General features: G+C 38.1%; 24 protein-coding genes. 10 read left to right on the top strand and 14 right to left on the bottom strand.

Features of this window, described 5'->3' with window-relative positions; translation table 11 throughout:
• Positions 1 to 92 precede the first annotated feature (92 nt).
• Positions 93 to 623: a tryptophan transporter gene (locus tag AC2YJL_RS24120; RefSeq protein WP_153253357.1), complete on the top strand. Its 531-nt coding sequence runs from the start codon at positions 93 to 95 to the stop codon at positions 621 to 623.
• A gap of 246 nt (positions 624 to 869) precedes the next feature.
• Here AC2YJL_RS24120 and yhzF read toward each other — a convergent pair whose 3' ends face one another.
• Positions 870 to 1,043 (bottom strand): membrane protein YhzF, encoded by a 174-nt coding sequence (gene yhzF, locus AC2YJL_RS24115; RefSeq protein ID WP_465119511.1) that lies wholly within the window; start codon positions 1,041 to 1,043, stop codon positions 870 to 872.
• A 119-nt stretch (positions 1,044 to 1,162) separates the two neighbouring features.
• Between yhzF and AC2YJL_RS24110 the strand changes: the two genes are divergently transcribed.
• Both AC2YJL_RS24110 and AC2YJL_RS24105 read left to right on the top strand, forming a co-directional pair.
• Positions 1,163 to 1,558: a YtxH domain-containing protein gene (locus tag AC2YJL_RS24110; protein ID WP_050689473.1), complete on the top strand. Its 396-nt coding sequence runs from the start codon at positions 1,163 to 1,165 to the stop codon at positions 1,556 to 1,558.
• Between the two features lie 113 nt (positions 1,559 to 1,671).
• Complete coding sequence (locus AC2YJL_RS24105; protein WP_014461677.1) at positions 1,672 to 2,268, top strand: HTH-type transcriptional regulator Hpr; 597 nt, start codon at positions 1,672 to 1,674, stop codon at positions 2,266 to 2,268.
• Between the two features lie 3 nt (positions 2,269 to 2,271).
• Here the strand turns inward: AC2YJL_RS24105 and AC2YJL_RS24100 are convergent, their stop codons facing one another.
• On the bottom strand, positions 2,272 to 2,616 hold the full coding sequence (locus tag AC2YJL_RS24100) for a DUF1878 family protein (protein ID WP_013081673.1): 345 nt from the start codon (positions 2,614 to 2,616) through the stop codon (positions 2,272 to 2,274).
• Between the two features lie 476 nt (positions 2,617 to 3,092).
• On the opposite strand from AC2YJL_RS24100, the gene AC2YJL_RS24095 reads away from it, so the two are divergent.
• Positions 3,093 to 3,272 (top strand): hypothetical protein, encoded by a 180-nt coding sequence (locus AC2YJL_RS24095; protein WP_013055312.1) that lies wholly within the window; start codon positions 3,093 to 3,095, stop codon positions 3,270 to 3,272.
• A gap of 35 nt (positions 3,273 to 3,307) precedes the next feature.
• Here the strand turns inward: AC2YJL_RS24095 and AC2YJL_RS24090 are convergent, their stop codons facing one another.
• Positions 3,308 to 3,403 carry a YjcZ family sporulation protein gene (locus AC2YJL_RS24090; protein WP_016762974.1) on the bottom strand — a complete coding sequence of 32 codons (96 nt, stop codon included), beginning with the start codon at positions 3,401 to 3,403 and terminating at the stop codon, positions 3,308 to 3,310.
• Between the two features lie 36 nt (positions 3,404 to 3,439).
• The gene (locus AC2YJL_RS24085) at positions 3,440 to 3,529 is read right to left on the bottom strand and encodes a YjcZ family sporulation protein (RefSeq protein ID WP_016762973.1); all 90 of its coding nucleotides are present in this window, start codon (positions 3,527 to 3,529) and stop codon (positions 3,440 to 3,442) included.
• A gap of 307 nt (positions 3,530 to 3,836) precedes the next feature.
• Here AC2YJL_RS24085 and AC2YJL_RS24080 point away from each other — a divergent pair, with 307 nt between their 5' ends.
• Entirely contained in the window at positions 3,837 to 4,760 is a 924-nt protein-coding gene (locus AC2YJL_RS24080; protein WP_193420836.1) for a peptidylprolyl isomerase, read from the top strand.
• A gap of 42 nt (positions 4,761 to 4,802) precedes the next feature.
• On the opposite strand, the gene AC2YJL_RS24075 is transcribed toward AC2YJL_RS24080, so the two are convergent.
• The 4 genes from AC2YJL_RS24075 to AC2YJL_RS24060 form a co-directional block, all read right to left on the bottom strand.
• Complete coding sequence (locus tag AC2YJL_RS24075) at positions 4,803 to 4,985, bottom strand: sporulation YhaL family protein (RefSeq protein WP_013055310.1); 183 nt, start codon at positions 4,983 to 4,985, stop codon at positions 4,803 to 4,805.
• A 65-nt stretch (positions 4,986 to 5,050) separates the two neighbouring features.
• Entirely contained in the window at positions 5,051 to 5,992 is a 942-nt protein-coding gene (yhaM, locus tag AC2YJL_RS24070) for a 3'-5' exoribonuclease YhaM (RefSeq protein WP_013055309.1), read from the bottom strand.
• Between the two features lie 494 nt (positions 5,993 to 6,486).
• Positions 6,487 to 7,740: an ABC transporter permease gene (locus tag AC2YJL_RS24065; RefSeq protein ID WP_251569040.1), complete on the bottom strand. Its 1,254-nt coding sequence runs from the start codon at positions 7,738 to 7,740 to the stop codon at positions 6,487 to 6,489.
• Positions 7,733 to 8,632, bottom strand: coding sequence for an ABC transporter ATP-binding protein (locus AC2YJL_RS24060; RefSeq protein WP_050689469.1), 900 nt, complete (start codon positions 8,630 to 8,632; stop codon positions 7,733 to 7,735). Before AC2YJL_RS24060 ends, AC2YJL_RS24065 begins: the two co-directional genes overlap by 8 nt.
• Before the next feature lie 141 nt (positions 8,633 to 8,773).
• Between AC2YJL_RS24060 and AC2YJL_RS24055 the strand changes: the two genes are divergently transcribed.
• Positions 8,774 to 8,959 (top strand): YhzD family protein, encoded by a 186-nt coding sequence (locus AC2YJL_RS24055; protein ID WP_013055306.1) that lies wholly within the window; start codon positions 8,774 to 8,776, stop codon positions 8,957 to 8,959.
• A 40-nt stretch (positions 8,960 to 8,999) separates the two neighbouring features.
• Here AC2YJL_RS24055 and AC2YJL_RS24050 read toward each other — a convergent pair whose 3' ends face one another.
• The 6 genes from AC2YJL_RS24050 to AC2YJL_RS24025 all read right to left on the bottom strand — a co-directional run bounded on the left by AC2YJL_RS24050 (position 9,000) and on the right by AC2YJL_RS24025 (position 15,274).
• A complete protein-coding gene (locus AC2YJL_RS24050) occupies positions 9,000 to 9,272 on the bottom strand; it encodes an HU family DNA-binding protein (RefSeq protein ID WP_013055305.1) in 273 nt (90 codons plus the stop codon).
• A 112-nt stretch (positions 9,273 to 9,384) separates the two neighbouring features.
• Positions 9,385 to 10,188: an enoyl-CoA hydratase gene (locus AC2YJL_RS24045; protein WP_013055304.1), complete on the bottom strand. Its 804-nt coding sequence runs from the start codon at positions 10,186 to 10,188 to the stop codon at positions 9,385 to 9,387.
• A 5-nt stretch (positions 10,189 to 10,193) separates the two neighbouring features.
• Positions 10,194 to 11,807, bottom strand: coding sequence for a long-chain fatty acid--CoA ligase (locus tag AC2YJL_RS24040; protein WP_251569041.1), 1,614 nt, complete (start codon positions 11,805 to 11,807; stop codon positions 10,194 to 10,196).
• A gap of 115 nt (positions 11,808 to 11,922) precedes the next feature.
• Positions 11,923 to 13,422, bottom strand: a complete 1,500-nt coding sequence (locus AC2YJL_RS24035; protein WP_050689465.1) for a coproporphyrinogen III oxidase — start codon at positions 13,420 to 13,422, stop codon at positions 11,923 to 11,925.
• Between the two features lie 442 nt (positions 13,423 to 13,864).
• A complete protein-coding gene (locus AC2YJL_RS24030) occupies positions 13,865 to 14,743 on the bottom strand; it encodes a Cof-type HAD-IIB family hydrolase (RefSeq protein ID WP_013055300.1) in 879 nt (292 codons plus the stop codon).
• Between the two features lie 180 nt (positions 14,744 to 14,923).
• Complete coding sequence (locus AC2YJL_RS24025; RefSeq protein WP_013055299.1) at positions 14,924 to 15,274, bottom strand: YlbF/YmcA family competence regulator; 351 nt, start codon at positions 15,272 to 15,274, stop codon at positions 14,924 to 14,926.
• A 187-nt stretch (positions 15,275 to 15,461) separates the two neighbouring features.
• Here AC2YJL_RS24025 and AC2YJL_RS24020 point away from each other — a divergent pair, with 187 nt between their 5' ends.
• The 4 genes from AC2YJL_RS24020 to AC2YJL_RS24005 are packed head-to-tail and all read left to right on the top strand — an operon-like array spanning position 15,462 to position 20,395.
• Entirely contained in the window at positions 15,462 to 16,808 is a 1,347-nt protein-coding gene (locus AC2YJL_RS24020) for a YheC/YheD family endospore coat-associated protein (protein ID WP_153253350.1), read from the top strand.
• Entirely contained in the window at positions 16,805 to 17,884 is a 1,080-nt protein-coding gene (locus AC2YJL_RS24015; protein WP_195695450.1) for a YheC/YheD family endospore coat-associated protein, read from the top strand. The genes AC2YJL_RS24020 and AC2YJL_RS24015 overlap by 4 nt, the downstream gene beginning before the upstream one ends.
• Before the next feature lie 4 nt (positions 17,885 to 17,888).
• A complete protein-coding gene (locus AC2YJL_RS24010; RefSeq protein WP_195695451.1) occupies positions 17,889 to 19,238 on the top strand; it encodes a YheC/YheD family endospore coat-associated protein in 1,350 nt (449 codons plus the stop codon).
• Positions 19,235 to 20,395, top strand: coding sequence for a YheC/YheD family endospore coat-associated protein (locus AC2YJL_RS24005; protein WP_251569044.1), 1,161 nt, complete (start codon positions 19,235 to 19,237; stop codon positions 20,393 to 20,395). Before AC2YJL_RS24010 ends, AC2YJL_RS24005 begins: the two co-directional genes overlap by 4 nt.
• Positions 20,396 to 20,434 lie beyond the last annotated feature (39 nt).

Below are 20,434 nucleotides of genomic sequence, written 5' to 3'. Positions count from 1 at the left end.
AATATGTTATAATCAGTATGTAAATATATGCAATGGGCATAGACGCACTATTGGTATATTTCGAGCTTAGCTTAGAAGAGGAGAGATGAGAAATGAATACAAAGGTTTTAGTTTCTTTAGCGTTATTAGTCGGAATTGGAGCGGTTCTCCACACGGTGGTACCTCCTATTTTATTTGGAATGAAGCCAGATATGATGTTAACAATGATGTTTTTAGCAATCCTGTTGTTTCCTAGCGTAAAAAATGTTGCATTGGTTAGCTTAACCACAGCGGTTATTTCTGCTTTAACAACAAGCTTTCCTGGCGGACAAATTGCAAACTTGATTGATAAACCAATTACAGCATTTGTTTTCTTTGCATTATTTATGCTTGTGAAAAAAGCAACAGGTATTAAAACACCAGTTGCCGCTGCTTTAACAGCTGTTGGCACGCTCGTATCAGGAACCGTATTCTTGTCTGCTGCCGCGCTAATCGTCGGCTTACCGGGCGGAAACAGCGTCATGGCGCTTGTTGCTGCAGTTGTATTACCTGCAACAGTAGTGAATACAATCGTTATGGTCGTTATTTACCCAATTGTTCAATCCGTTCTAAAACGCACAAGCATCAAAGCAAAATTATCGTAACGTCAAGAGCCTGATTTAATTGAGAATCAGGCTCTTTTTTTACACCAAAAGCTAAGGCCCACCAAAGCGTGGCGGACCTTTAGATAAAACGGTTCATTTATAGTATGTTGCTGATCTTTTAGAGACAGCCGACGGTTCTTTTGTTTAAAAAGAAATGGTACAGAATGCTTTTCACTTAAATTTCATTTGCAGCCCATACAATAGGTATGAAGACTTACTATGTAATAAAGGTTTAAGTTCTTCATCCTAGGTTACATAATAAAGTATAAGCGCCAATAAAAAACTCGCAAAAGCCACTGTCGCACATGTAAGAGACTTTTGTTTCAGCACATGTTTAGGTGGATATGATGCCGTTCTAGTCGTAAGGCTAAACCATTTAAAGGCAGCCAGAAAAAAACTCAGGCTAATCATCAAAAGAATGAATAAAGCTACCCCATGTTGATAACCTCCTTCTTTTGTATCAATCTATGCTATTTTTTTTATGATTATGTCAGAAGGAAGTGTTAGCAATTACTTTACTACATAGGAGGAAATAAATAATGAGTAGAATGAAAAAACTAGCAGCTGGAGCAGTAATCGGAAGCACCGTAGCCGCTATTACAACGCTTCTTGTTACTCCATATTCAGGACGAGAACTCAAACAGCGTGTCAGCTCTCGAAAAGACCGAGTTAACGCTTCACAACAAGAGCTCTCAACAAAAATAAAAGCTGTTTCTCAACAAGTACAAATGACCGCCAGAGAAGGAAATACTATAGTGAAAAATATCGCAAGTGACCTTTCTACTACCCTTGGTCAGTTTAAAGAAGAAATTGTCCCTCATAAGGAATCCCTTCAGCATCATTTGAAAGAAATCCAAAATTCTTTGTCAAACCTAGAGGAACATGTACAGACAACTAAAAATCCCAATGAAAAAATTGACAAAAAAGAAGGTTAAGACGCCTTCTTTTTTAATTTTTTAAAATTTTGTAAATTTACATCTTTATAATTTTTTATTTTATTGGCATAATAGAAGATAAATAAAAAAAGAGACTAAGTAGGTGGGAGAAGATGAAAAAGACTAGTGATCAAGATTACAGTTTGAAAGAAGCACTTCTATTTAGCCAACGCATTGCCCAATTAAGTAAAGCCCTTTGGAAAACCGTAGAGAAGGATTGGCAGCAATGGATTAAGCCTTATGACCTTAATATTAACGAGCATCATATTTTATGGATTTCCTATCATTTAAACGGGGCTTCCATTTCCGAAATTGCCAAATTTGGAGTTATGCACGTTTCTACTGCATTTAACTTCTCCAAAAAACTAGAAGAACGAGGTTTACTCGAGTTTTCTAAAAAAGAAAGCGACAAGCGAAATACGTACATTCAGCTGACAGATAAAGGCGAGGCCATTTTATTAGATTTAATGGAACATTACGAACCTTCTAATAATTCAGTGTTCAGCGGCGCACTTCCGTTGCGCGACTTGTACGGCAAATTCCCTGAGTTTATGGAACTAATGACCGTCATCCGCAAAATTTACGGTGAAGATTTTATGGATATCTTCGAGCGATCTTTCCATCATATCGAAGAAGAATTCACTGAAGAAGATGGCAAGCTTGTCAAGAAAGATAAAGAGAACCACCAGGAGACTATTTCAAACTCTTAATGGTTAGTCCCTTATCCATTGAATAATTTCAAAAAATTCATTCATCACATCTTGATAAGAAGGTTGATAACGAAGCGATTCGACCGTCTCTCTGGGAGTTAATTTATAATTCAGCATGCCAACAAATTGTGTAAGAAGCGGAACAAAGTCTGTTAGACCTTCCGCTTTTTGCTCAATATATTCGTTTTTTGTATCTTCACACAGAATTAAAATTTCCTCTACTTCCTTCTTTGTAAGCTGATTTCTTACCACTAAATCAATAAATGGTTTAGCTTCTTGTTCAGATGTCCCAGATAACAGTTTTATGTAATATTCTAAACGTGATACTCGAGATTCTAAAGTTTCCATCCGCTTCCCCTACTCCTTCAACGTTCATATACCTCTACTCCATATTGTACATGATTCATTCATGTTCTTCCAAATAATTCTTTCTTCGTCATTCACATTTCCTGTTTAAGTAGCACCGTATAAAGATTTTCATATACTGATTATGTACTCACTGCATATATTAATATAAATCCCTCTGTCCTTTTTAACAATCCTTTTGCACAATGGGTAATTGTTACTCATTTCTTATCCATTCACTTTGCTATTTCGTTTAAAACCTATTTCTCAACTTCTTAACTACCCTTTATAAAATAAAAACCGCATTTCTGTGTAAATACCTTTTGAAATTCTTTGCTCAACTGTATATATAACTATCTATTTTATCGCTTTTTTGGTAATGTTAATATAGATATTTGTAAATTCATACAAAGCTGTACTATATAAATGACTATAAGACTTTTTGTCTTCGTCACACTGATTTTGTTAGGGGGATTTTTATGTACATATTCTTTATTGTATTTGCACTATTCATTTTATTCTACATCAATGCACTAACAAATACATTGTGTATTCAAAAAGAAATTCCAGCTGAAAAACAGCCTAAAGTTTTTCGTACGATTAATGTATTAATTACCATTTTATTAGTTTCATCTTATATTGAAGTATCATTTACATAAAAAACGGTGAGATGTCTCACCGCTTTTTTATAGGCTTAGCAAAAACAGCTAGCTCCGATGATAACTAATAAGATGAATAATACGACTAATAGCGCAAATCCACTGCCGTATCCGCATCCGTAAGAACCCATATCTATCGCCCCTTTCCTTTTATATTCATCTGTTTCCTAGTGGTAACATGCACAACCAACAATGACTAATAGGATAAACAGTACAACTAATAGTGCAAAACCGCCTCCATATCCGCCTCCGCTCATTTGAGCACCCCCTTTGTTTACTAATACTGCATCTTATGCATCAGCTCAAAAAACGTCTAGGCTTTTAGCCCAAACTCCATAATTTATTTCTCTTTCTTCTCGTTTGGAGATTACTCTGTGAGTTTGTCCACCATTTTGAAAACGCTTTATAAAAAAGCCATCATAAGCGTATAATCACTCCATGCTTAGTGGAAAATAAATGTAAATTTACGTGGTTTTAACTTCATTTGCTAACATCAGGAAATGTGATATAGTAAATCTTGAGTCAAGCTACATAAGTAAAAATGATGAGTAGGAGTGTTTACGTATGAAAAAAAGCTTAGTTGCACTAACAACGGCAGCCAGCCTCGTTGCTTTATCAGCATGCAGTGGGGGAAATGATGCTTCAAATGCCAACGATTCTTCAAAAGTAATTGTAGAAACAAAAGCAGGCAATATCACTCAAGGTGATTTGTATAAGCAAATGAAAGATACAATCGGACAAGACCAATTTAATACACTCGTACGAAGCGTTACCGAAGAAAAAGTATTGAGTGAAAAATATAAAGTAACGGATAAAGAGCTTGATCAGCAGCTGAACATTCTAAGAGAACAATACGGTGATCAGGTGGATTCAGTTATTAAGCAAAAAGGCGAAAAAGAAGTCAAAGATATGCTAAAAGTTGATATTCTCCGTGAAAAAGCTGCTACGGCAGGCATTAAGGTATCGGACAAAGAGCTGAAAAAAGCTTATGATGAATATAAAGCTCAAAAACCTCAAATTCGCGCAAGTCATATTTTAGTAAAAGACGAAAAGACAGCAAACGAAGTAGAAGCGAAAATCAAAAAAGGCGAGGACTTTGCTAGTCTGGCAAAAGAATATTCAACGGATCAGCAGTCTGCAGCTAACGGCGGCGATTTAGGCTACTTCGGTGAAGGTCAAATGGTTAAAGAATTTGAAGAAGCGGCTTACAAGCTGAAAAAAGGTGAAGTAAGTAAACCAATCAAAACAGAGTACGGCTACCATATCATTAAACTAGTCGATAAAAAGAAAGTAGAATCGTTTGAGAAAAAGAAACCCGAACTTGAGCAGCAAATCAAACGTTCAAAAGTAGATCAAGCAGAAGCGAATAAGAAGATTCAAAAAGAGCTTGATAAAGCAAAAGTGGAAGTCAAAGATAAAAATGTAAAACCAATTTTTGAAGAAGGTGCGACAGATAGTCAATCTGGCGTAGAAACTCCTCAGCAGTAATGCTAAGAGCCTGTCACTCATGTGACAGGCTCTTTTATATAATCAGATGGAATCGCTGTTGCGTCTTTCTTTTTCCACTTGCATTCTTTCAATGAAGACTTGTCCCTCTTTTTCAATAAACGAATCATCCACTTGCTTATCATGTTGTGCAGCACGAATCGCCATAAATCCACTAAAGAAAATGCCTGCTACAACTAAATAAATCCAAATTGGTAGTGTCACCATATATTGATCCCCCATCACAGTTATTTACAACCACTATATGCGAAGGAAGAAAGACTTATACCTTTTTAATCAATCGTTGGTTTATAAAATGAGCGATTATCCAGTGCAAAAATACGCTCTGTAAACTCACCGGGCTTCACTTTTGTTAATGCTCGGTCAAGCATATTCATTTTAGCGTCTACATTGTCAATCAAATGAAGCATTTCAGCCTCTTTAATTAACGGCTTTTTCGGACTTCCCCACTCTTCCTTACCATGATGCGATAACACAAGGTGCTGAAGAAGCATAACCTCTTCTCCTTCAATCGCTAATTCTTCTGCCGCTTTTCCAATTTCATTCACCATAATCGAAATATGGCCAAGCAAATTTCCTTCGACTGTATATATCGTCGAAACAGGACCTGAAAGTTCAAATACTTTGCCAAGGTCATGAAGAATAACTCCAGCGTACAGCAAGTCGCGGTTTAAGCTTGGATAAAGGGTTGAAAATGACTCAGCCAGCTTCAGCATAGACACCACATGGTAGGCAAGTCCTGATACAAACTCATGGTGATTTTTAGTTGCTGCCGGATATTCTAAAAATTCCGTTTGATATTTTTTAAACAAATGGCGAGTAATGCGCTGGACATTCGAATTTTTCATTTCAAATATGCTCTTTGTAATATGTTCGACCATTTCTTCTTGAGATAAAGGCGCCACTTCTAAAAAGTCAGATGTGCGTACTCCGTCTTGGGGCTGTGCAGGACGAATGTTGCGTATTTTCAGCTGGTTGCGCCCGCGGTAATTCATTACTTCTCCAGCAGCTCGCACAATCTTTTGAGCAGCATAATTTTCCTCGTCATCTGGGGATGCATCCCACAGCTTGGCTTCAATATCACCTGTTTTATCCTGTAGGATTACCGTTAAAAATGGCTTTCCATTGCTTGCAATTCCTCTCGTTGAGGATTTAATTAAAAAATAAAGATCAACTTGCTCTCCTACTTCGTATTGAGCAATTCCTTTTGTCATGATCTTTTCCTCCTTACCACTTCATTCTATGTATTTGATAACGAAGCTCTTATCGCTTCGTCCGCTTATTTACAGCTCTTTACATTTCATTTTACCATCGCTTGGCACCGAATGCACGGGTAGACGCTTTTTCATAAAAGATGAGATTGCGACATAACAAAATCAATGCAATCTAAAGACGAACGAATTGGATAAAGGAGCTGAACTGCTCGAGACACCGCTGTTGATTTCCGTGCAAGCCTTCGTTTTCTACGGGAGGGCGCTGAGCCTCCTCGTCGCCTCCGTTCCTGCGGGGGTCTCACCTATTCCGCTTTTCCCCTCAGGAGTCTTCGTCTTGCTCTCCAATACAAAGCTAGAAGCAGCCGCATATATGAAAACTATGGTTACCATAGCAATAAAAAAATCCGAACGAGTTGGATTCTCCATCAAGAATCTAGGTTGTTCGTTCGGACCTTCCTTCAACTAAACTACTTTTGTCTCAGCCTCTCACTTCTTTATGTTTCTTTTTTCGTTAGCTGCAGCGCCTTTTTAATATCTTTAAAAGAGGAAGATTGCCCATACATAAGGACTCCTCCTTTATACACACGGGCACCAAATATAGCTAAAGCAGTAATTGTCACAACTAAAATCCCTATTGATACACTCACTTCCCACATAGGAACATTTAACATACCTACACGCAAAAACATAATCATCGGAGCAAAAAACGGGATAAAAGATGTGACCGTAATGATTGTGGTTTCAGGATCACCAAGTCCAAACATAGCAATTAAAAAAGCGGCCACAATCACAAGGGTCATGGGCGTAATCATTTGCTGTACATCTTCAATACGGCTCACAAGAGAACCTAAAAAAGCCGCCAGCGTAGCAAAAAGGAAGTACCCCAATATGAAAAAGACAAATGCATACACGAATGTAGTCAGCGGAACATCATTAAATCCGAGGTAAGAAAAGATACCGTTATGATTTGTTTCCACACTGGCTTTTAATGATGTGTAGCCCACGCTCAGTATCACTGCAAGCTGTGTTAAGCTGAGCAGTGCAATTCCAATGATTTTAGCAAACATTTGTGTAATAGGTGATACGCTCGATACAAGGATCTCCATAACGCGGGATGATTTTTCAGTAGCTACTTCCATCGCAATCATGCTCCCATACATGATAACGGCAAAATAAATAACAAACAGCAGCACATACACAAGACCTCTTGCTTGATTTAGCTCTTGTTCTGTTTTAGCATTTTCAACTAACGCTTTCTTTTTAAATGAAACAGGGCTGTAAAGCTGATCAATTTGCTTTTCTTCTAACCCGATTTTTACTGTAGCCATAGCCACTTTTGTTTGCTGTACCGCCTGTTCTAAGGTAGAAGAAAGGTTTGATTCGGCCAAAGAGTTAGCTTTGTACACAGCTTGAGGCAGCTGCTTATCGTTTAAGGATAAAAGTAAATAGCTATCGAGCTCCCCGCTTTCTACCGCTTGTTTTGCCTTAGACTCAGACGTAAATTCTTTTAAATGAATGTCTTTATCCATGACATTTACATTTTGTTTGAACAACGTATATACGCTTTCCACTTCGTAGATGACACCCACATTTGTTCCATTATCGTCTGAATTAAAAACGTCGATAATTTTCTCCATATTTGTAAGAGCAACTAGAATAAGAGCAGTAATAATCGTCGTAATAATAAAAGATTTTGTTTTTAATTTATTAAGATATGTATGAAAGACAATGACCCAAAATTTATTCATAGGAAGCACCTACCTTTTCAATGAAAATATCATTTAATGAAGGCTCTTCCACTGCAAATTTAGATACAAATGAAAAGTGTTTAAGTTCTTGAAAAATGAGCTGCGATACGGATTCATGTTGAATTTGAACAATTATGCCTTCAACCGTTTTTTTCACCTTTACAACGCCTTCAAGCTCTGTAATTCTCTCAAACGGACCTTTTCCGTGTACAATGACGTTTTTCTTGCCAAATGAACGCTTGATCTCCGGCAGCCTTCCATACACAACAGGCGTGCCATGATGCATAATACATAAATATTCACAAAGTTCTTCCACATGTTCCATTCGATGACTTGAAAAAACAATCGTCGTTCCGCGCTTTTTCAAATCAAGCACCGCTTCTTTTAATACCTCTACATTTACAGGATCCAAACCGCTAAAAGGTTCGTCTAAAATAAGCAGCTCGGGCCGATGAATAACGGAGGCAATAAATTGAATTTTTTGCTGATTTCCTTTGGATAGCTCTTCTACTTTTTTCGAAGCATATTGAGGAATATTAAATCGAGATAACCAGTGCTCCATTTCTTGCAGCACGTTCGCTTTTTTCATTCCGCGCAGCCGTCCAAGGTACACAAGCTGATCTTTGACTTTTAATTTCGGATACAATCCCCTTTCTTCTGGAAGGTACCCAACTAGATGACTTCTACTGTAAGTTAAAGATTTATCATTCCATTGGATGTGACCTGAGGTTGGTTCAATGAGCCCTAAAATCATTCGAAACGTCGTCGTTTTGCCAGCACCGTTTGCACCTAAAAAACCAAACACTTCGCCTTTTGGAATTTGCAAGGATAGCTCATTTACAGCTGTAAATTCACCGTACCTTTTTGAAACTTCACGGATAGAAAGAGACATTTAATTCCTCCTTTGTAAATAAACCTATGTTTATTGTATGGAAAAAAATGATATCTGTAAACCTTAGCAGGATTTAGAGGAATAGGACGAGAAATATGTTGAATACGCTTACAATTATACTATAAGAGGAGAGTAGATTTTATGAGTACTTACACATTAACCGCTTTTGAAAAGACTGGAGAAAAATTAATAGATGAAAGTTTTGAAGCAGCTTCTGAGACAGAAGCAAAGACTATCGGCACCAAGAAGTTAGAAGAGCTTTCCTATTTAGAAAAAACGCATCGATGCGTTAGCTCTAGCGGAAAACTTGTATTGTTTCATCGTTAATACAAAACGCCGGAAAGGTTTAGCTTTCCGGCGTTTTATATTACTTTACAGCTTCTTTTAGTTCTTTACCAGCTTTAAATGCCGGTACTTTTGATGCTGGAATTTGCATTTCTTCACCCGTTTGAGGGTTACGGCCTGTACGAGCAGCACGCTCGCGTACTTCAAATGTACCGAAGCCGATTAACTGAATTTTTTCACCTTCACCTAGCGTTGATGAAATTGTTTCTAGTAATGCATCAACTGCTTTAGATGCATCTGCTTTTGTTAACTCTGATTTTGTTGCCACTGCGTTTACTAAATCTGTTTTGTTCATTTCCAATCACCTCATTAGTTTCTACATTATCTTGTGTTACCACTGTTTTGCAACTTTTAAACATGCTCTATCAATATGATAGACAAAAATATTGGCTTTTAAACTAGTTCACTTAATTTTCGGAAATATCTTTTTCACTTTGATTAAAAACAGGCGCTCGCTTTTCCAGAAACGCACGTACACCTTCCTTATGATCCGAACTTTGGCTCATAGCAAACTGACTTCTTTTCTCAAGCGCGAGCACTTGCTTTAATTGTGAAACAGATGTCTCCACATAAATTCGCTTTGTTTCCTTCAAAGCACGTGAAGGTTTTTTTAGCCAATATGAGAGATAATCTTCTACATGCTTCGCCAAATCTCCTTCTTTTATTTCATCAATTATGCCAAATTGATGAGCTTCCTCTGCTTTTAATGTCTTTCCTTCCCAAATTAGCTGTTTTGCACGATGAGCACCGATGCGCTTTTCTAGTAAAAAGTGACCGCCTCCGTCTGGAATTAGAGCAATACCGATAAAGTTCATCGCAATTTTTGTGTGTCTTTCTGCAATAATATAATCAGAAGCAAGCGCAATGCTGAGCCCTAGCCCTGCTGCCGCACCGTGCAGTACACTTATCGTCATTTGAGGAAGGCTGTATAAAGTCAGCACGGCTTCATTAATCAAATCCATCACCTGCTCAAAACGTTCTGATTGTGAAGGTGACATCATCATATTAATGTCTCCGCCTGCTGAAAATACTTTTCCGTTTCCTTTTACTATTAAAAAGTCCGCTTCGCTTTCTTCGACAACTTTTAAACATTGAATAAATTGCTCTAGCACTTCTTCGTTTAATGCATTTAAGGCATCCGGCCTGTTAAACGAAATTGTGGCGATACGCTCTTGCAAAACTAGTTCTACTACTTTTAATTCGACGGTCATCTTACTCACCCTTTCTGATAATGATTAAGGACTTGTTCACGAAGCGTACGTTTTAAAAATTTTCCTACCGTTGTCTTTGGAATTACATTCATAAATAAAATGTCATCTGGAAGCCACCATTTTGCAAACTGCGGCGCTAAAAATCCGAGCAGCTCTTCTGATGAAACGACACCTTTGTATGCATCTTTTAACACGACACAAGCCACTGGACGCTCTTGCCACACCTTATGAGGGACTGCTATGACACAGGCTTCAAAAACAGCTTCATGGGCAATAAGAGCGTTTTCTAGATCAACCGATGAAATCCATTCTCCTCCGCTTTTAATTAAATCTTTTGTTCGGTCTACGATTTTGATTGTTCCCTCTTCGTCAACCGTCACAATATCTTCGGTATACAGCCAGCCGTCTTTAAACGTATCTTCTGTTCTTTTATCTTTGTAATATTCAGAAGCTACCCATGGCCCCTTTAGTAATAGCTCACCCATTTCCACTCCATCCCAAGCAACTTCTCCATTTTGACCTATTACTTTCATTTCAACCCCAGGAACTAAGAAACCTTGCTTTGCTTTTACGTTGAGCTGATACTCAAAGTCTTCGCTGTACTGATAGCTTTTCAAGCGGGAGACGGTCACCACAGGGCTTGTTTCCGTCATTCCGTATGCATGCATAAATTCAATTTGATATTTTTCCTGAAATTCTCGAATGACGCTTTTTGGAGCCGCTGATCCACCGCATAAAATAGCTCGCAAACTGTCAACTGCGTAAGGTTTTTCTTCTAACTCTTGTAAAAAATTTAGCCAAACGGTAGGCACAGCTGCAGCAAGAGTTACTTTCTCTTGTTCAATCAGAGAAGCAATCGTCTCTGAAGTACAAAAAGCACCCGGCAGCACGAGCTTTGTTCCAAACCAAACGGCAGCAAAAGGAATTCCCCATGCGTTCACGTGAAACATTGGAACGATAGGCATAGCAGTATCAGCTTCTGATAATCCAGCACTATCAGCAAGCCCTAGCGCCATACAGTGCAGATAAATAGCGCGATGAGAATATACAACGCCCTTTGGCTCTCCTGTAGTAGCAGAGGTATAACAAAGACCTGCCGGTTCTTCTTCGTTTAAATCTTGAACAAAAGAATGCGATGCATCCCCTCGCTCAATCCAATTTTCGTAATGATAAACTGGCAAGCCTGTTTCTGGCAGTTCATCTTCATCTGACATAATGATATAGGCTTCAACATGTGGAAGCTTTTGATGAATACTTTCAAATAAAGGTAAAAAGCATTCATCAAATAAAATAACTTTATCGCGTGCATGGTTAATGATGTATACAATTTGCTCAGGATCTAACCGGATATTGATGGTGTGAAGAACAGCGCCTATTCCGGGCACGGCGAAATAAGCCTCTAGATGTCTATGGTGATTCCATGCAAACGTCCCGACTCTTTCTCCTCGCTTCACTCCGATTTGTTCTAGCATACTAGAGAGTTGCCGAGTCCGTTTTATTAACTGGTTATAAGTTAAACGCTGAATTCCTTTTGAAGATTTAGAAATCACTTCTTTTTTACTAAACAGCTTTTCAGCTCTTTCCATCATAGATGGTACGGTTAACTGTACATTCATCATTAAGCGGCACCTCGCATCGCCATAATAAGAAAACGCTTACAACTTTTTTATATATTCAACATATTCCGACATTTCCCTGCCGGAAATAAAAAAAGATCACTAAAAAGTGACCTTTTTATTTCATAAATAATTCATCTAAAATCTTGAGTTTCTCTTGTGTGTAGTGCTCGAATCCATCGTTGTACGATTTTGGGTCTTTTGGATTCGCAAACCTTGTAATAATGCCTGTTTCTGGATGCACGAACTTACTTGATGCCCCGCATCCAAGACCAATAATCGTCTGCTTTTCTTCCATGATCATAATATTGTACAGGCTCTCTTGACCAGGGAATGAATATCCAACGTTCTCTAAATTACCTAAAATATTTTTTTGGCGATATAAATAATAAGGTTCATACCCTTGTTCTTGAGTCCACTCGGTTGCTAAATCCATCATTTCACCAATTTCATAGCGATCTGCCACTTTGTATTTCCGTTTATTTTGAGTCATTTCAGACGCGCGTTTAAACGATAGCGTATGAACAGTTAAAGATTCAGGAAGCAATTTTTTAGATTCGTCTAGCGTATGCTGAAATTCTTCTACACCTTCATTTGGAAGCCCAATAATTAAGTCCATGTTAATGTTATTCATCCCCATTTTTCGAGAAAGATGAAATTTATCAATAGTTTCTTCAACTGTATGATGGCGTCCAATAGCTTTTAAGGTTTCTTGAATATAAGACTGCGGATTTACACTAATCCGGTCAATATTCCATTTGTTCAAAACAGCTAGTTTTTCTTCCGTAATCGTATCGGGTCTTCCTGCTTCTACCGTAATTTCACGGATATTTTGTACATCCGGGAACGATTCATACATCTCTTCATACAGCATGTCCATTTCTTCAGCGGTAATGCTCGTTGGTGTGCCTCCACCATAATAGACGGTTGTAATCTTGACGTTATTGTCTTTTAGCCATTTTCCTACTTCACGCATTTCATAATGCAAGCCGCCTAAAAATGACGTAACGGATCCTTGACGTCCGTTAATCGCATAGGCTGGGAATGTACAGTATGCACACTTCGTCGGACAAAACGGAATGCCTATATAAATGCTGACTTCATTCTTTAACTCATGTAAATCGGGAATAGCTGCTAGTTGACGATCTACAATATGCTGCATTAAATTAATTTTGTCATCGGTAATTAAATATTCTTCCTTTAGCTCACGATGCGCTTGTTCTTTACTTTTGCCTGACTGCAGTTTCATATGAAGCAGCTTCGTCGGGCGTATACCGGTCAAAATACCCCATTTTTGAACGATGCTTGTATACTCCTGTAGTACAGATAAGTAGACGCGAAGCACCACATTTTTTATTTGCTTAAATTCTTCTTTTTCTGTTTCATACGGCGTAAACGATTTAGAAAGCTCTTCTGTAAACACCTTGTCCGTTTCAGCGTCATGCAGCACTGCTTTCGCATAAATTTCTTCATGTACTTTTAGCTCTACTTCGACCTTCAGCTGAGCTTCGTTATCATCCTCAAAGGAGACATTGCTTTCTTCAAAAAACAAATCTGAAATTCGGTGAAGCGGACGTAAAAAACGCTCATCTTCTATACCTTTTATATAAATGTTCAATATAATCACCTTTCAAATCAATTCTATCTAAGTAATCAGTTTACAAAACCTACGTATGTCCGGTCAAGGTGCTCAGCTCAAGGGAATGCGCGGACAGGAAACAAACGGAAAAAAGAGACTAAACCATAACTACATTCATTCAATCTAAAGACGAACAAATGAGATACATGAGCTGAACCGCTTGTTACACTTGTTGATTTCCAGGCAAGGCTTTGCTTTCCGCGGGCGGCCGATGAGCCTTCTCGTCGCTTACGCTTTTCGCGCAGAAGTCTTCGCCTTGTCCTCCAGTCAACAGCTAGAATTATCTACATATATGAAACCTACGTCCACTCTTCCAATAAAAAAATCCGAACGAATTGGATTCTCTATCAAGAATCTCGATTCATCGTTCGGATCTTCCTTCGGCTAAACTACTTTTGTACTAGCCTCTTTTTTCCTTTATTTATTTTAAACGAAAGCTGTCAATTTGATGAAGATAACCAAGGCGCTGCTGCTTTCTAAATAATTCTTTTACCATATAGGCTACACCATTTTCATTATTAGAACGAGTAACCCAATCCGCAAGCATTTTTAATTCTGTTGGTGAATTGCCCATGGCCACACCCATTCCTGCATGTTCAATCGTTTCTAAATCATCATAGCAATTTCCAATTGCTACTACGTCTTCCATTGGTATCCCTAGACGATTTGCTACATAACGAACGCCTGCAGCTTTTGTGGCTCCTTTTGGCGTAATATAACATCTATTTTCATTTGGATACGAAAACCATTCAATATCCGGAACTGCACTAGCAATTGTTTGCTCCGCGTATTCTTTTTCTCTACGATCTGCAAAATACACTTCTATTTTTGGCGTAGAAACAGGTTCATCACGAAGCGTATCTCCTAATGAATCTACGAACTGCACGGGATAAAAGAGCGGTTCTCCCGTTTTTAACACACTTTTAGCTACAATATTATTAGGAAGCTTTACACGATTTCCAATTGAAAACCTTTCATGCAAAATGCGGACATGACAATTAAAATTTTCAAAAAGCTGAATGAGATTAAATGTTTTTTCCTCGCTAATTCTCTTATCTAGTATCGGTTTGTCTATCGATGTTCCGATAAAGGCACCGCTATGAGTAATTAGCATTGCTGGATGAACTTTAAGTGACCGAGCAATTTTTTTAGCAGACGGAAAATGCCTGTTTGTTACTAACGTAACGTAAACCCCTTTATTTTTCACAAATTGAATTGCGTCTTTCGTTTCTTTTGTAACGCGCCCTTGGCTATTTAAAATGGTTCCATCAATATTCAACGCTAGCAATCGATAAGCCATATGAGAACCCCTTCTTTCATAGATGTCTAATCCGTTAGGATACGGTTATAAATGACCTTTTCATGATAGTCGGCATGTGTAGCCTTGTTACTAAGCTTATGAGCAGAACTGCACAATTAGAAGGAATTTCCGCACAAAAAAAAGAGGAAAAGATTTCTCTTTTCCTCTTTCCTCTATCTCTTATTCAGCCGCACCGTAAAGTTCTTCAAGTGGCTTCATGATAATTTTGTTTAATTCACCAATTACCATGCTCATACGCTGCTCAGCTTCCATTAGCTTCGCAATATTTTGATCTTGTTGAACGATTGCAACTGTTTGTTGAGCTTGCTGAACTTCTTCTTCAGTGATTTCTTGGCCCATCATTTGCTTTTGTTGCAGCTCCATTTGCATTGTACGGAAACGCTCAAATAATTGTTTTGAACCTTGATCAGCGTTTACTGCTGCATATAAGTTTTTTAAGTTTGTGTAATCGTCGCTTTGACGAATTGCTTTTTCTAAATCATTTGCTACATCATGTAAGTTTACAGACACGTTAAGTTCCTCCTAATTAAGTTCTATAATTTCTTGACTTCCCTAACTATAACAAATTATTATATAAAATTCAGCTTAAGACCTTTATTTTCTCAGAAAACGATAAATTCTCTTCACAGATTGGGCTAATTCCTCATAGTATATATCAGCATTCGCCTACTAAAGGAAAGAAAAAGAGGATTCGTTTATGAATACTTTTACCATCTCTCTAAAACCACTAGAGAACCATATGAGCAGCGACATTTACATTAGTTCTGCTCTGTTCTCCCGCGTGAAGTGCAAGCACGAGTTTACGCTAACAGTAGGCTCCATTACGAAAGAAGTCGAAGCCACCGTTTTTCAGCATCGAGAATGCTGTTTCATGATGTCAGAAGCTCTATTTACAGACTTTCGCTTTCCTTATGAAACGCATCAGCTGAGAGGCATTTATGAAGAGAACTCGTTTAGGTTGGGACCCGTAATTAGCATCGTAACAGAAGTTCGAGAAGATGAAGAACTCTTTGGCTCCATTTCTGTATTTTGTAAGGAATTTGTTCAAGCTTGCAAGGAGTTAGGGTGTTTTTGCTATGTGAGCAAATTAAGCGACGTGCAGTCATTATCCCCTAAAGGATATGTTTATCGCGCTGATCGATGGGTTTATTCAGACGTTCCCTTTCCGGGAATCGTACACAATCGGATTCATGCCAGGAAAACGGAGCAAACCGCTGATTTTCAAACCTTTAAAACATTTTTAAAAGAACATGACGTTCCTTTCTTTAACGCACGCTATTTAAATAAATGGACGGTTTTTCAACAGCTTAAAGATGTCGTACACTTGCTTCCATATTTGCCAAAAACGTATCAGCTTCGTTCACGGCAAGATCTTCTTGACGCTTTGGAACTCCATGACGATGTTTTTTTGAAGCCCGTTCATGGTAGCCAAGGAAAAAACATTTTTAAAATTTCAAAAAAAGAGAAGTATATTTTAGACTATACAACGTTTACGCAGACGTATGAAAAAGAATATGAATCTCTTTATGACTTATTTGAAACGCTTTATAGTCAATTAAAAAGGCAAGGATTCCTCATCCAAGAAGGAATTTCACTGCAGACATACAAACAGTGCCCTTTTGATTTCCGCATTCTCTGTCATAAAAAAGACGACTTGACGTGGAAAATCACGTCCATTGTCACACGTGTATCAAAACCCGGCAATTTCGTTTCAAATCTTGCCCGTGGAGGAGATATTCATCCTCCTCATCAAGTGTTAAATCAGCTCTATGATTCAAAAACTACGCGCCATATCCTTTCACTTTTAAAAGAGATTGCGATTGAAATTTGCACACAGCTTTCTCATCCGTCTGAACTTTATGCGGAATTCGGTATTGATTTAGCGATTGATCAAGAAGGAAAGCCTTGGATTATTGAAGTAAATGTCAAACCTTCCAAACAATCCGATTCAAGCGCTTTCTCCGTCCGTCCATCAACAAAAGCACTGCTTGACTATTGTCTGCATGCAACGAATTTTCAATTTCCCAAGGAGGATTTACGATGATTTCATTAGGCTTTTTAACGATTCACCCACAGCAAGAAGTGGAGTACGTGACAGAAATTGCTAAACATGCTTCTGAGTTTTCGATTGAAATATACCGTTTTACTCCTTTTAACATTCATCCTAACACCGAAAATATTGAAGGCTTCCGCTACGATTTACAACAAAAGAAATGGATAGAAGATTCCTTCTTACTTCCTTCGTTTATTTACGATCGCTGCTTTTATCGAAAAGACTCGCTTTCTAAAAAGGCTCGCCCTATTGTAAACTGGCTTAAACAGCGGGAAGATGTTACATTTTTAGGCCATGGATTACCCAATAAACTAGATGTCTATGAAGTAATTAAAAAAGATAGCTATTTATCTTCATATATTCCTCCTACCACTCCAATCGAAAGTGTAGAGCAACTTGTTCAGCTGCTTCGAACAAACGATAGCCTAATGATTAAACCTGCCAATGGCTCACAAGGTAAAGGAATTGTGAAATTAAGACAGCGCGGACGTGAAATTGAAGCTTCTTATCAACAAAATGACATTGTAAACACCATTCTGTTTTCCTCTTTTCAAGAGTTTAAGAACTGGTTTACGAAAACGACCCGTGATGTACTGTATATTGCTCAGCCCCATATTTCATTTTTCCCTTATGAACGCACTCCTTTTGATATAAGACTGCTATTACAAAAAGGAAACGATGGTAATTGGAAAGAAATTGGAAGAGGAATTAGACAAGGTGAACGGGACTCCATCGTAACAAATGTAAGTTCAGGAGCATCTATTGTACCTTTTGAGAACTTGCTGCCTCGCATCCCTCGCGTTCATCGTCAATATGTAATGGATGAAATCAGCACCATTTGTAAAACGATTCCGTCCGTGCTGGAAAATCACTTTCCTTCTCTTTTTGAATTAGGTATTGATTTATGTATCTCGAGAGACTTCAGCATCTGGATTCTAGATTTAAATTCGAAACCGGGAAGAAAAATAGTAATGGAGACCGCACCTGAACAAAAAGAAGTCATGTATAAAAATGTCCTGTCTTACTGCGTCTATTTAGCTAACACACTATCGTATCGTAAGGAGTAATGCTATGAAAAAAACTCTTACTCGCCTTGTTGTAGTAGAGCAGCTGGGCTGCGATCTTTCTATTCCTGCATCTCTTTACAAAGACTCCTTGAAACAAGCAGCCTTTGGAACAATGACAGCTCCATGCCTTATACAATCTTCAGAACGTGAAGAAATTCAGATTTCAGCTGAGCTAATGACAAAACTTCAAATTCCTTTCGCCCATATGATGCATCCTATTATTGTGAATGAGACCATTCACTTAGGACCTTTAATCGGTGTGTTATCCGCTGGTTTTACTGGTTCTCTGCTGCGGCCAATTGGAAAGCGTTCCCTTCACTTAGCTAAACTTCTTTCTACTGCAAGTATAACCGGGGGCCTGCCTTTTATTTTTGGAACTCATCATATCAACTGGGAAACCGGGACCATAAACGGCTATTTTTATGAAGAAAGCGGCTGGACACAGCATGAAATCCCGCTTCCTAACGTTGTATATAATCGTTTGCCAAATCGAAAAACAGAGGGGTTAGCTCCTTTTAAGTTCATTAAAGAAAAGATGATGACTGATTACGGCATTCCATTTTTTAATCCTGATTTTTTCAACAAGTGGGAAATTCATGAGCTTTTAAAACTGAACGAGCAGACAGCCTATTTGTTACCTTACACGGTTGAAAGTCCTTCGTGTGAGCAAATAAAGAAACTTCTGCTTCTTCATCAAACCGTTTATTTAAAACCGAAAAACGGAAGCTTAGGCCGCGGCATTTATACCCTATCTTTTAAGGATTCCATGTACACGCTGACTTACAAAGGAGAAAAAGGTCTTCATGTTCAAGCAAAAGAAACCTTAGAGGATCTATTATCAGAATTTGAATATTTACTTACTAACCCTTCCTACATTGCTCAGCAAGGTATTTCATTAATCAAAAAAGAAAAGCGCTGTGTAGACTTTCGCGTGCATACGAATAAAGACGGGAATAACCAATGGATGCTTACTGCTCTAGCTGCTAAAGTGGCCGGTCCCAACAGCATCACTACGCATCTTGATTACGGCGGAGAAATTGAAGCTACAGCCAAAATATTCACTAACCCTTCTTACAAAAAAGAAATTGAAAATAAGCTAAAAGATGCCGCTATCTCAATTAGTCATGTGCTTGAACAGGAGTTGAACGGATTAATTGGAGAGCTTGGATTCGATTTTGGAGTGGATTATCAAGGAAACGTATGGCTGTTTGAAGCTAACTCTAAGCCCGGTCGCTCTATTTTTTCACACCCTGCCTTACGAAAAGCGGACCAACAAACTAGAAAACTTTCTCTAGAATACGCGATTTACTTATCTGGATACTATCTAAATACACCTGAAGGCATCAGCATATGATTACAATTTACTATCACAAAGAAGAGCAACAGTGGTTTCATCACAACCCTTCAGCATCTTACACATGGGGAGTTCAAGACATTGAACTTCCCTTTACTCAAAACATTTCTTCTACTCAAGCTTTTCTTCGTTTAAAAGGAGAAAAAGCTGGTCCTATTGTGGGGGTTTTAACGAACAAAGCTGTTTTGGAAAAACTGAATGTAAAACAGCGTCCTTTATTAGAACTCTTACATCATACCCTGCAAGAAAAAGGAGGGCTTCTTGCTTTATTCGCTGAAGAAACAATGTCTCATCACTTCTTTGAAGGGTATTGCTTTGACGGTGCAAAAAAGCAGTGGATCAAAACAACCTTGCCGCTGCCAAACGTTATATATAATCGTTATCCAGGAAGAAAATCAGAAACCAAGAAGCTGACATCTTTACATCAAAAAATTAAAGGCAAGCACATCCCACTTTTTAATTCCGCTTTTTTTTCAAAATGGAAAGTATATCAATTATTTTCAAAGGATCCACTGCTATCTTCTCACCTTCCTAAAACCTATCGTTTAACACCAGAAATTGATATTGCTAAGCTTCTGCAAAAACACTCTTCCCTTTACTTTAAGCCTATTAACAGCAGTAAAGGTGCTGGAATTTTTCGATTATCTTCCCATAAGCATACGATTATTTATCAAGATCATAAACGCAAAGAAGAATTTTCTTCTTTACAAGCAATTGACCTTCCCAGGTCTGCTTATCTCATTCAAGAAGCGATTGAGACGCAACCATTCAAAGACAGGCGCTATGACTTACGTATTTTAGCCCATCACAAAGATAGCCGATATGTTATTAGCGGTGTCGGTATTCGACATAGTCCCTATCAATCCATTACAACACATACGTTAAACGGCGGCAGCATTTCATCTTTTCAAGATCTTGAAGATGAAGTAGATACTTCCTTTCTTTCGTCCTTTGTAAATACGTGCGGGCAAGTCCTTCAAAAGTCTTTCCCTCTGGTTGAAGAATTTTCTCTTGATATGGCAAAGTCAGCCCAAGGACAGTATTATTTGTTTGAAGTGAATGCAAAACCGATGATTTTTGATGAAACAGATATTCAAACGCAAGGTGCTAAACACATATGCAACATATTTTACAAATTAACAAAATTTTTAGATTAAATGATTTTTCATCTCCTTTTCTCATGGTAAGCTTATAAT

It is taken from the genome of Priestia sp. SRI_019 (assembly GCF_057586255.1).
Note: the sequence above shows the minus strand (reverse complement) of the source record. Positions and strands in the feature narration are given on the sequence as shown.

Bases quoted from the DNA above. Each gene is read 5' to 3' on its own strand.
- AC2YJL_RS24120 (WP_153253357.1), top strand. From the start codon at position 93: ATGAATACAAAGGTTTTAGTTTCTTTAGCGTTATTAGTCGGAATTGGA.
- AC2YJL_RS24110 (WP_050689473.1), top strand. From the start codon at position 1,163: ATGAGTAGAATGAAAAAACTAGCAGCTGGAGCAGTAATCGGAAGCACC.
- AC2YJL_RS24105 (WP_014461677.1), top strand. From the start codon at position 1,672: ATGAAAAAGACTAGTGATCAAGATTACAGTTTGAAAGAAGCACTTCTA.
- AC2YJL_RS24100 (WP_013081673.1), bottom strand. From the start codon at position 2,616: ATGGAAACTTTAGAATCTCGAGTATCACGTTTAGAATATTACATAAAA.
- AC2YJL_RS24095 (WP_013055312.1), top strand. From the start codon at position 3,093: ATGTACATATTCTTTATTGTATTTGCACTATTCATTTTATTCTACATC.
- AC2YJL_RS24090 (WP_016762974.1), bottom strand. From the start codon at position 3,403: ATGGGTTCTTACGGATGCGGATACGGCAGTGGATTTGCGCTATTAGTC.
- AC2YJL_RS24085 (WP_016762973.1), bottom strand. From the start codon at position 3,529: ATGAGCGGAGGCGGATATGGAGGCGGTTTTGCACTATTAGTTGTACTG.
- AC2YJL_RS24080 (WP_193420836.1), top strand. From the start codon at position 3,837: ATGAAAAAAAGCTTAGTTGCACTAACAACGGCAGCCAGCCTCGTTGCT.
- AC2YJL_RS24075 (WP_013055310.1), bottom strand. From the start codon at position 4,985: ATGGTGACACTACCAATTTGGATTTATTTAGTTGTAGCAGGCATTTTC.
- yhaM (WP_013055309.1), bottom strand. From the start codon at position 5,992: ATGACAAAAGGAATTGCTCAATACGAAGTAGGAGAGCAAGTTGATCTT.
- AC2YJL_RS24065 (WP_251569040.1), bottom strand. From the start codon at position 7,740: ATGAATAAATTTTGGGTCATTGTCTTTCATACATATCTTAATAAATTA.
- AC2YJL_RS24060 (WP_050689469.1), bottom strand. From the start codon at position 8,632: ATGTCTCTTTCTATCCGTGAAGTTTCAAAAAGGTACGGTGAATTTACA.
- AC2YJL_RS24055 (WP_013055306.1), top strand. From the start codon at position 8,774: ATGAGTACTTACACATTAACCGCTTTTGAAAAGACTGGAGAAAAATTA.
- AC2YJL_RS24050 (WP_013055305.1), bottom strand. From the start codon at position 9,272: ATGAACAAAACAGATTTAGTAAACGCAGTGGCAACAAAATCAGAGTTA.
- AC2YJL_RS24045 (WP_013055304.1), bottom strand. From the start codon at position 10,188: ATGACCGTCGAATTAAAAGTAGTAGAACTAGTTTTGCAAGAGCGTATC.
- AC2YJL_RS24040 (WP_251569041.1), bottom strand. From the start codon at position 11,807: ATGATGAATGTACAGTTAACCGTACCATCTATGATGGAAAGAGCTGAA.
- AC2YJL_RS24030 (WP_013055300.1), bottom strand. From the start codon at position 14,743: ATGGCTTATCGATTGCTAGCGTTGAATATTGATGGAACCATTTTAAAT.
- AC2YJL_RS24020 (WP_153253350.1), top strand. From the start codon at position 15,462: ATGAATACTTTTACCATCTCTCTAAAACCACTAGAGAACCATATGAGC.
- AC2YJL_RS24015 (WP_195695450.1), top strand. From the start codon at position 16,805: ATGATTTCATTAGGCTTTTTAACGATTCACCCACAGCAAGAAGTGGAG.
- AC2YJL_RS24010 (WP_195695451.1), top strand. From the start codon at position 17,889: ATGAAAAAAACTCTTACTCGCCTTGTTGTAGTAGAGCAGCTGGGCTGC.
- AC2YJL_RS24005 (WP_251569044.1), top strand. From the start codon at position 19,235: ATGATTACAATTTACTATCACAAAGAAGAGCAACAGTGGTTTCATCAC.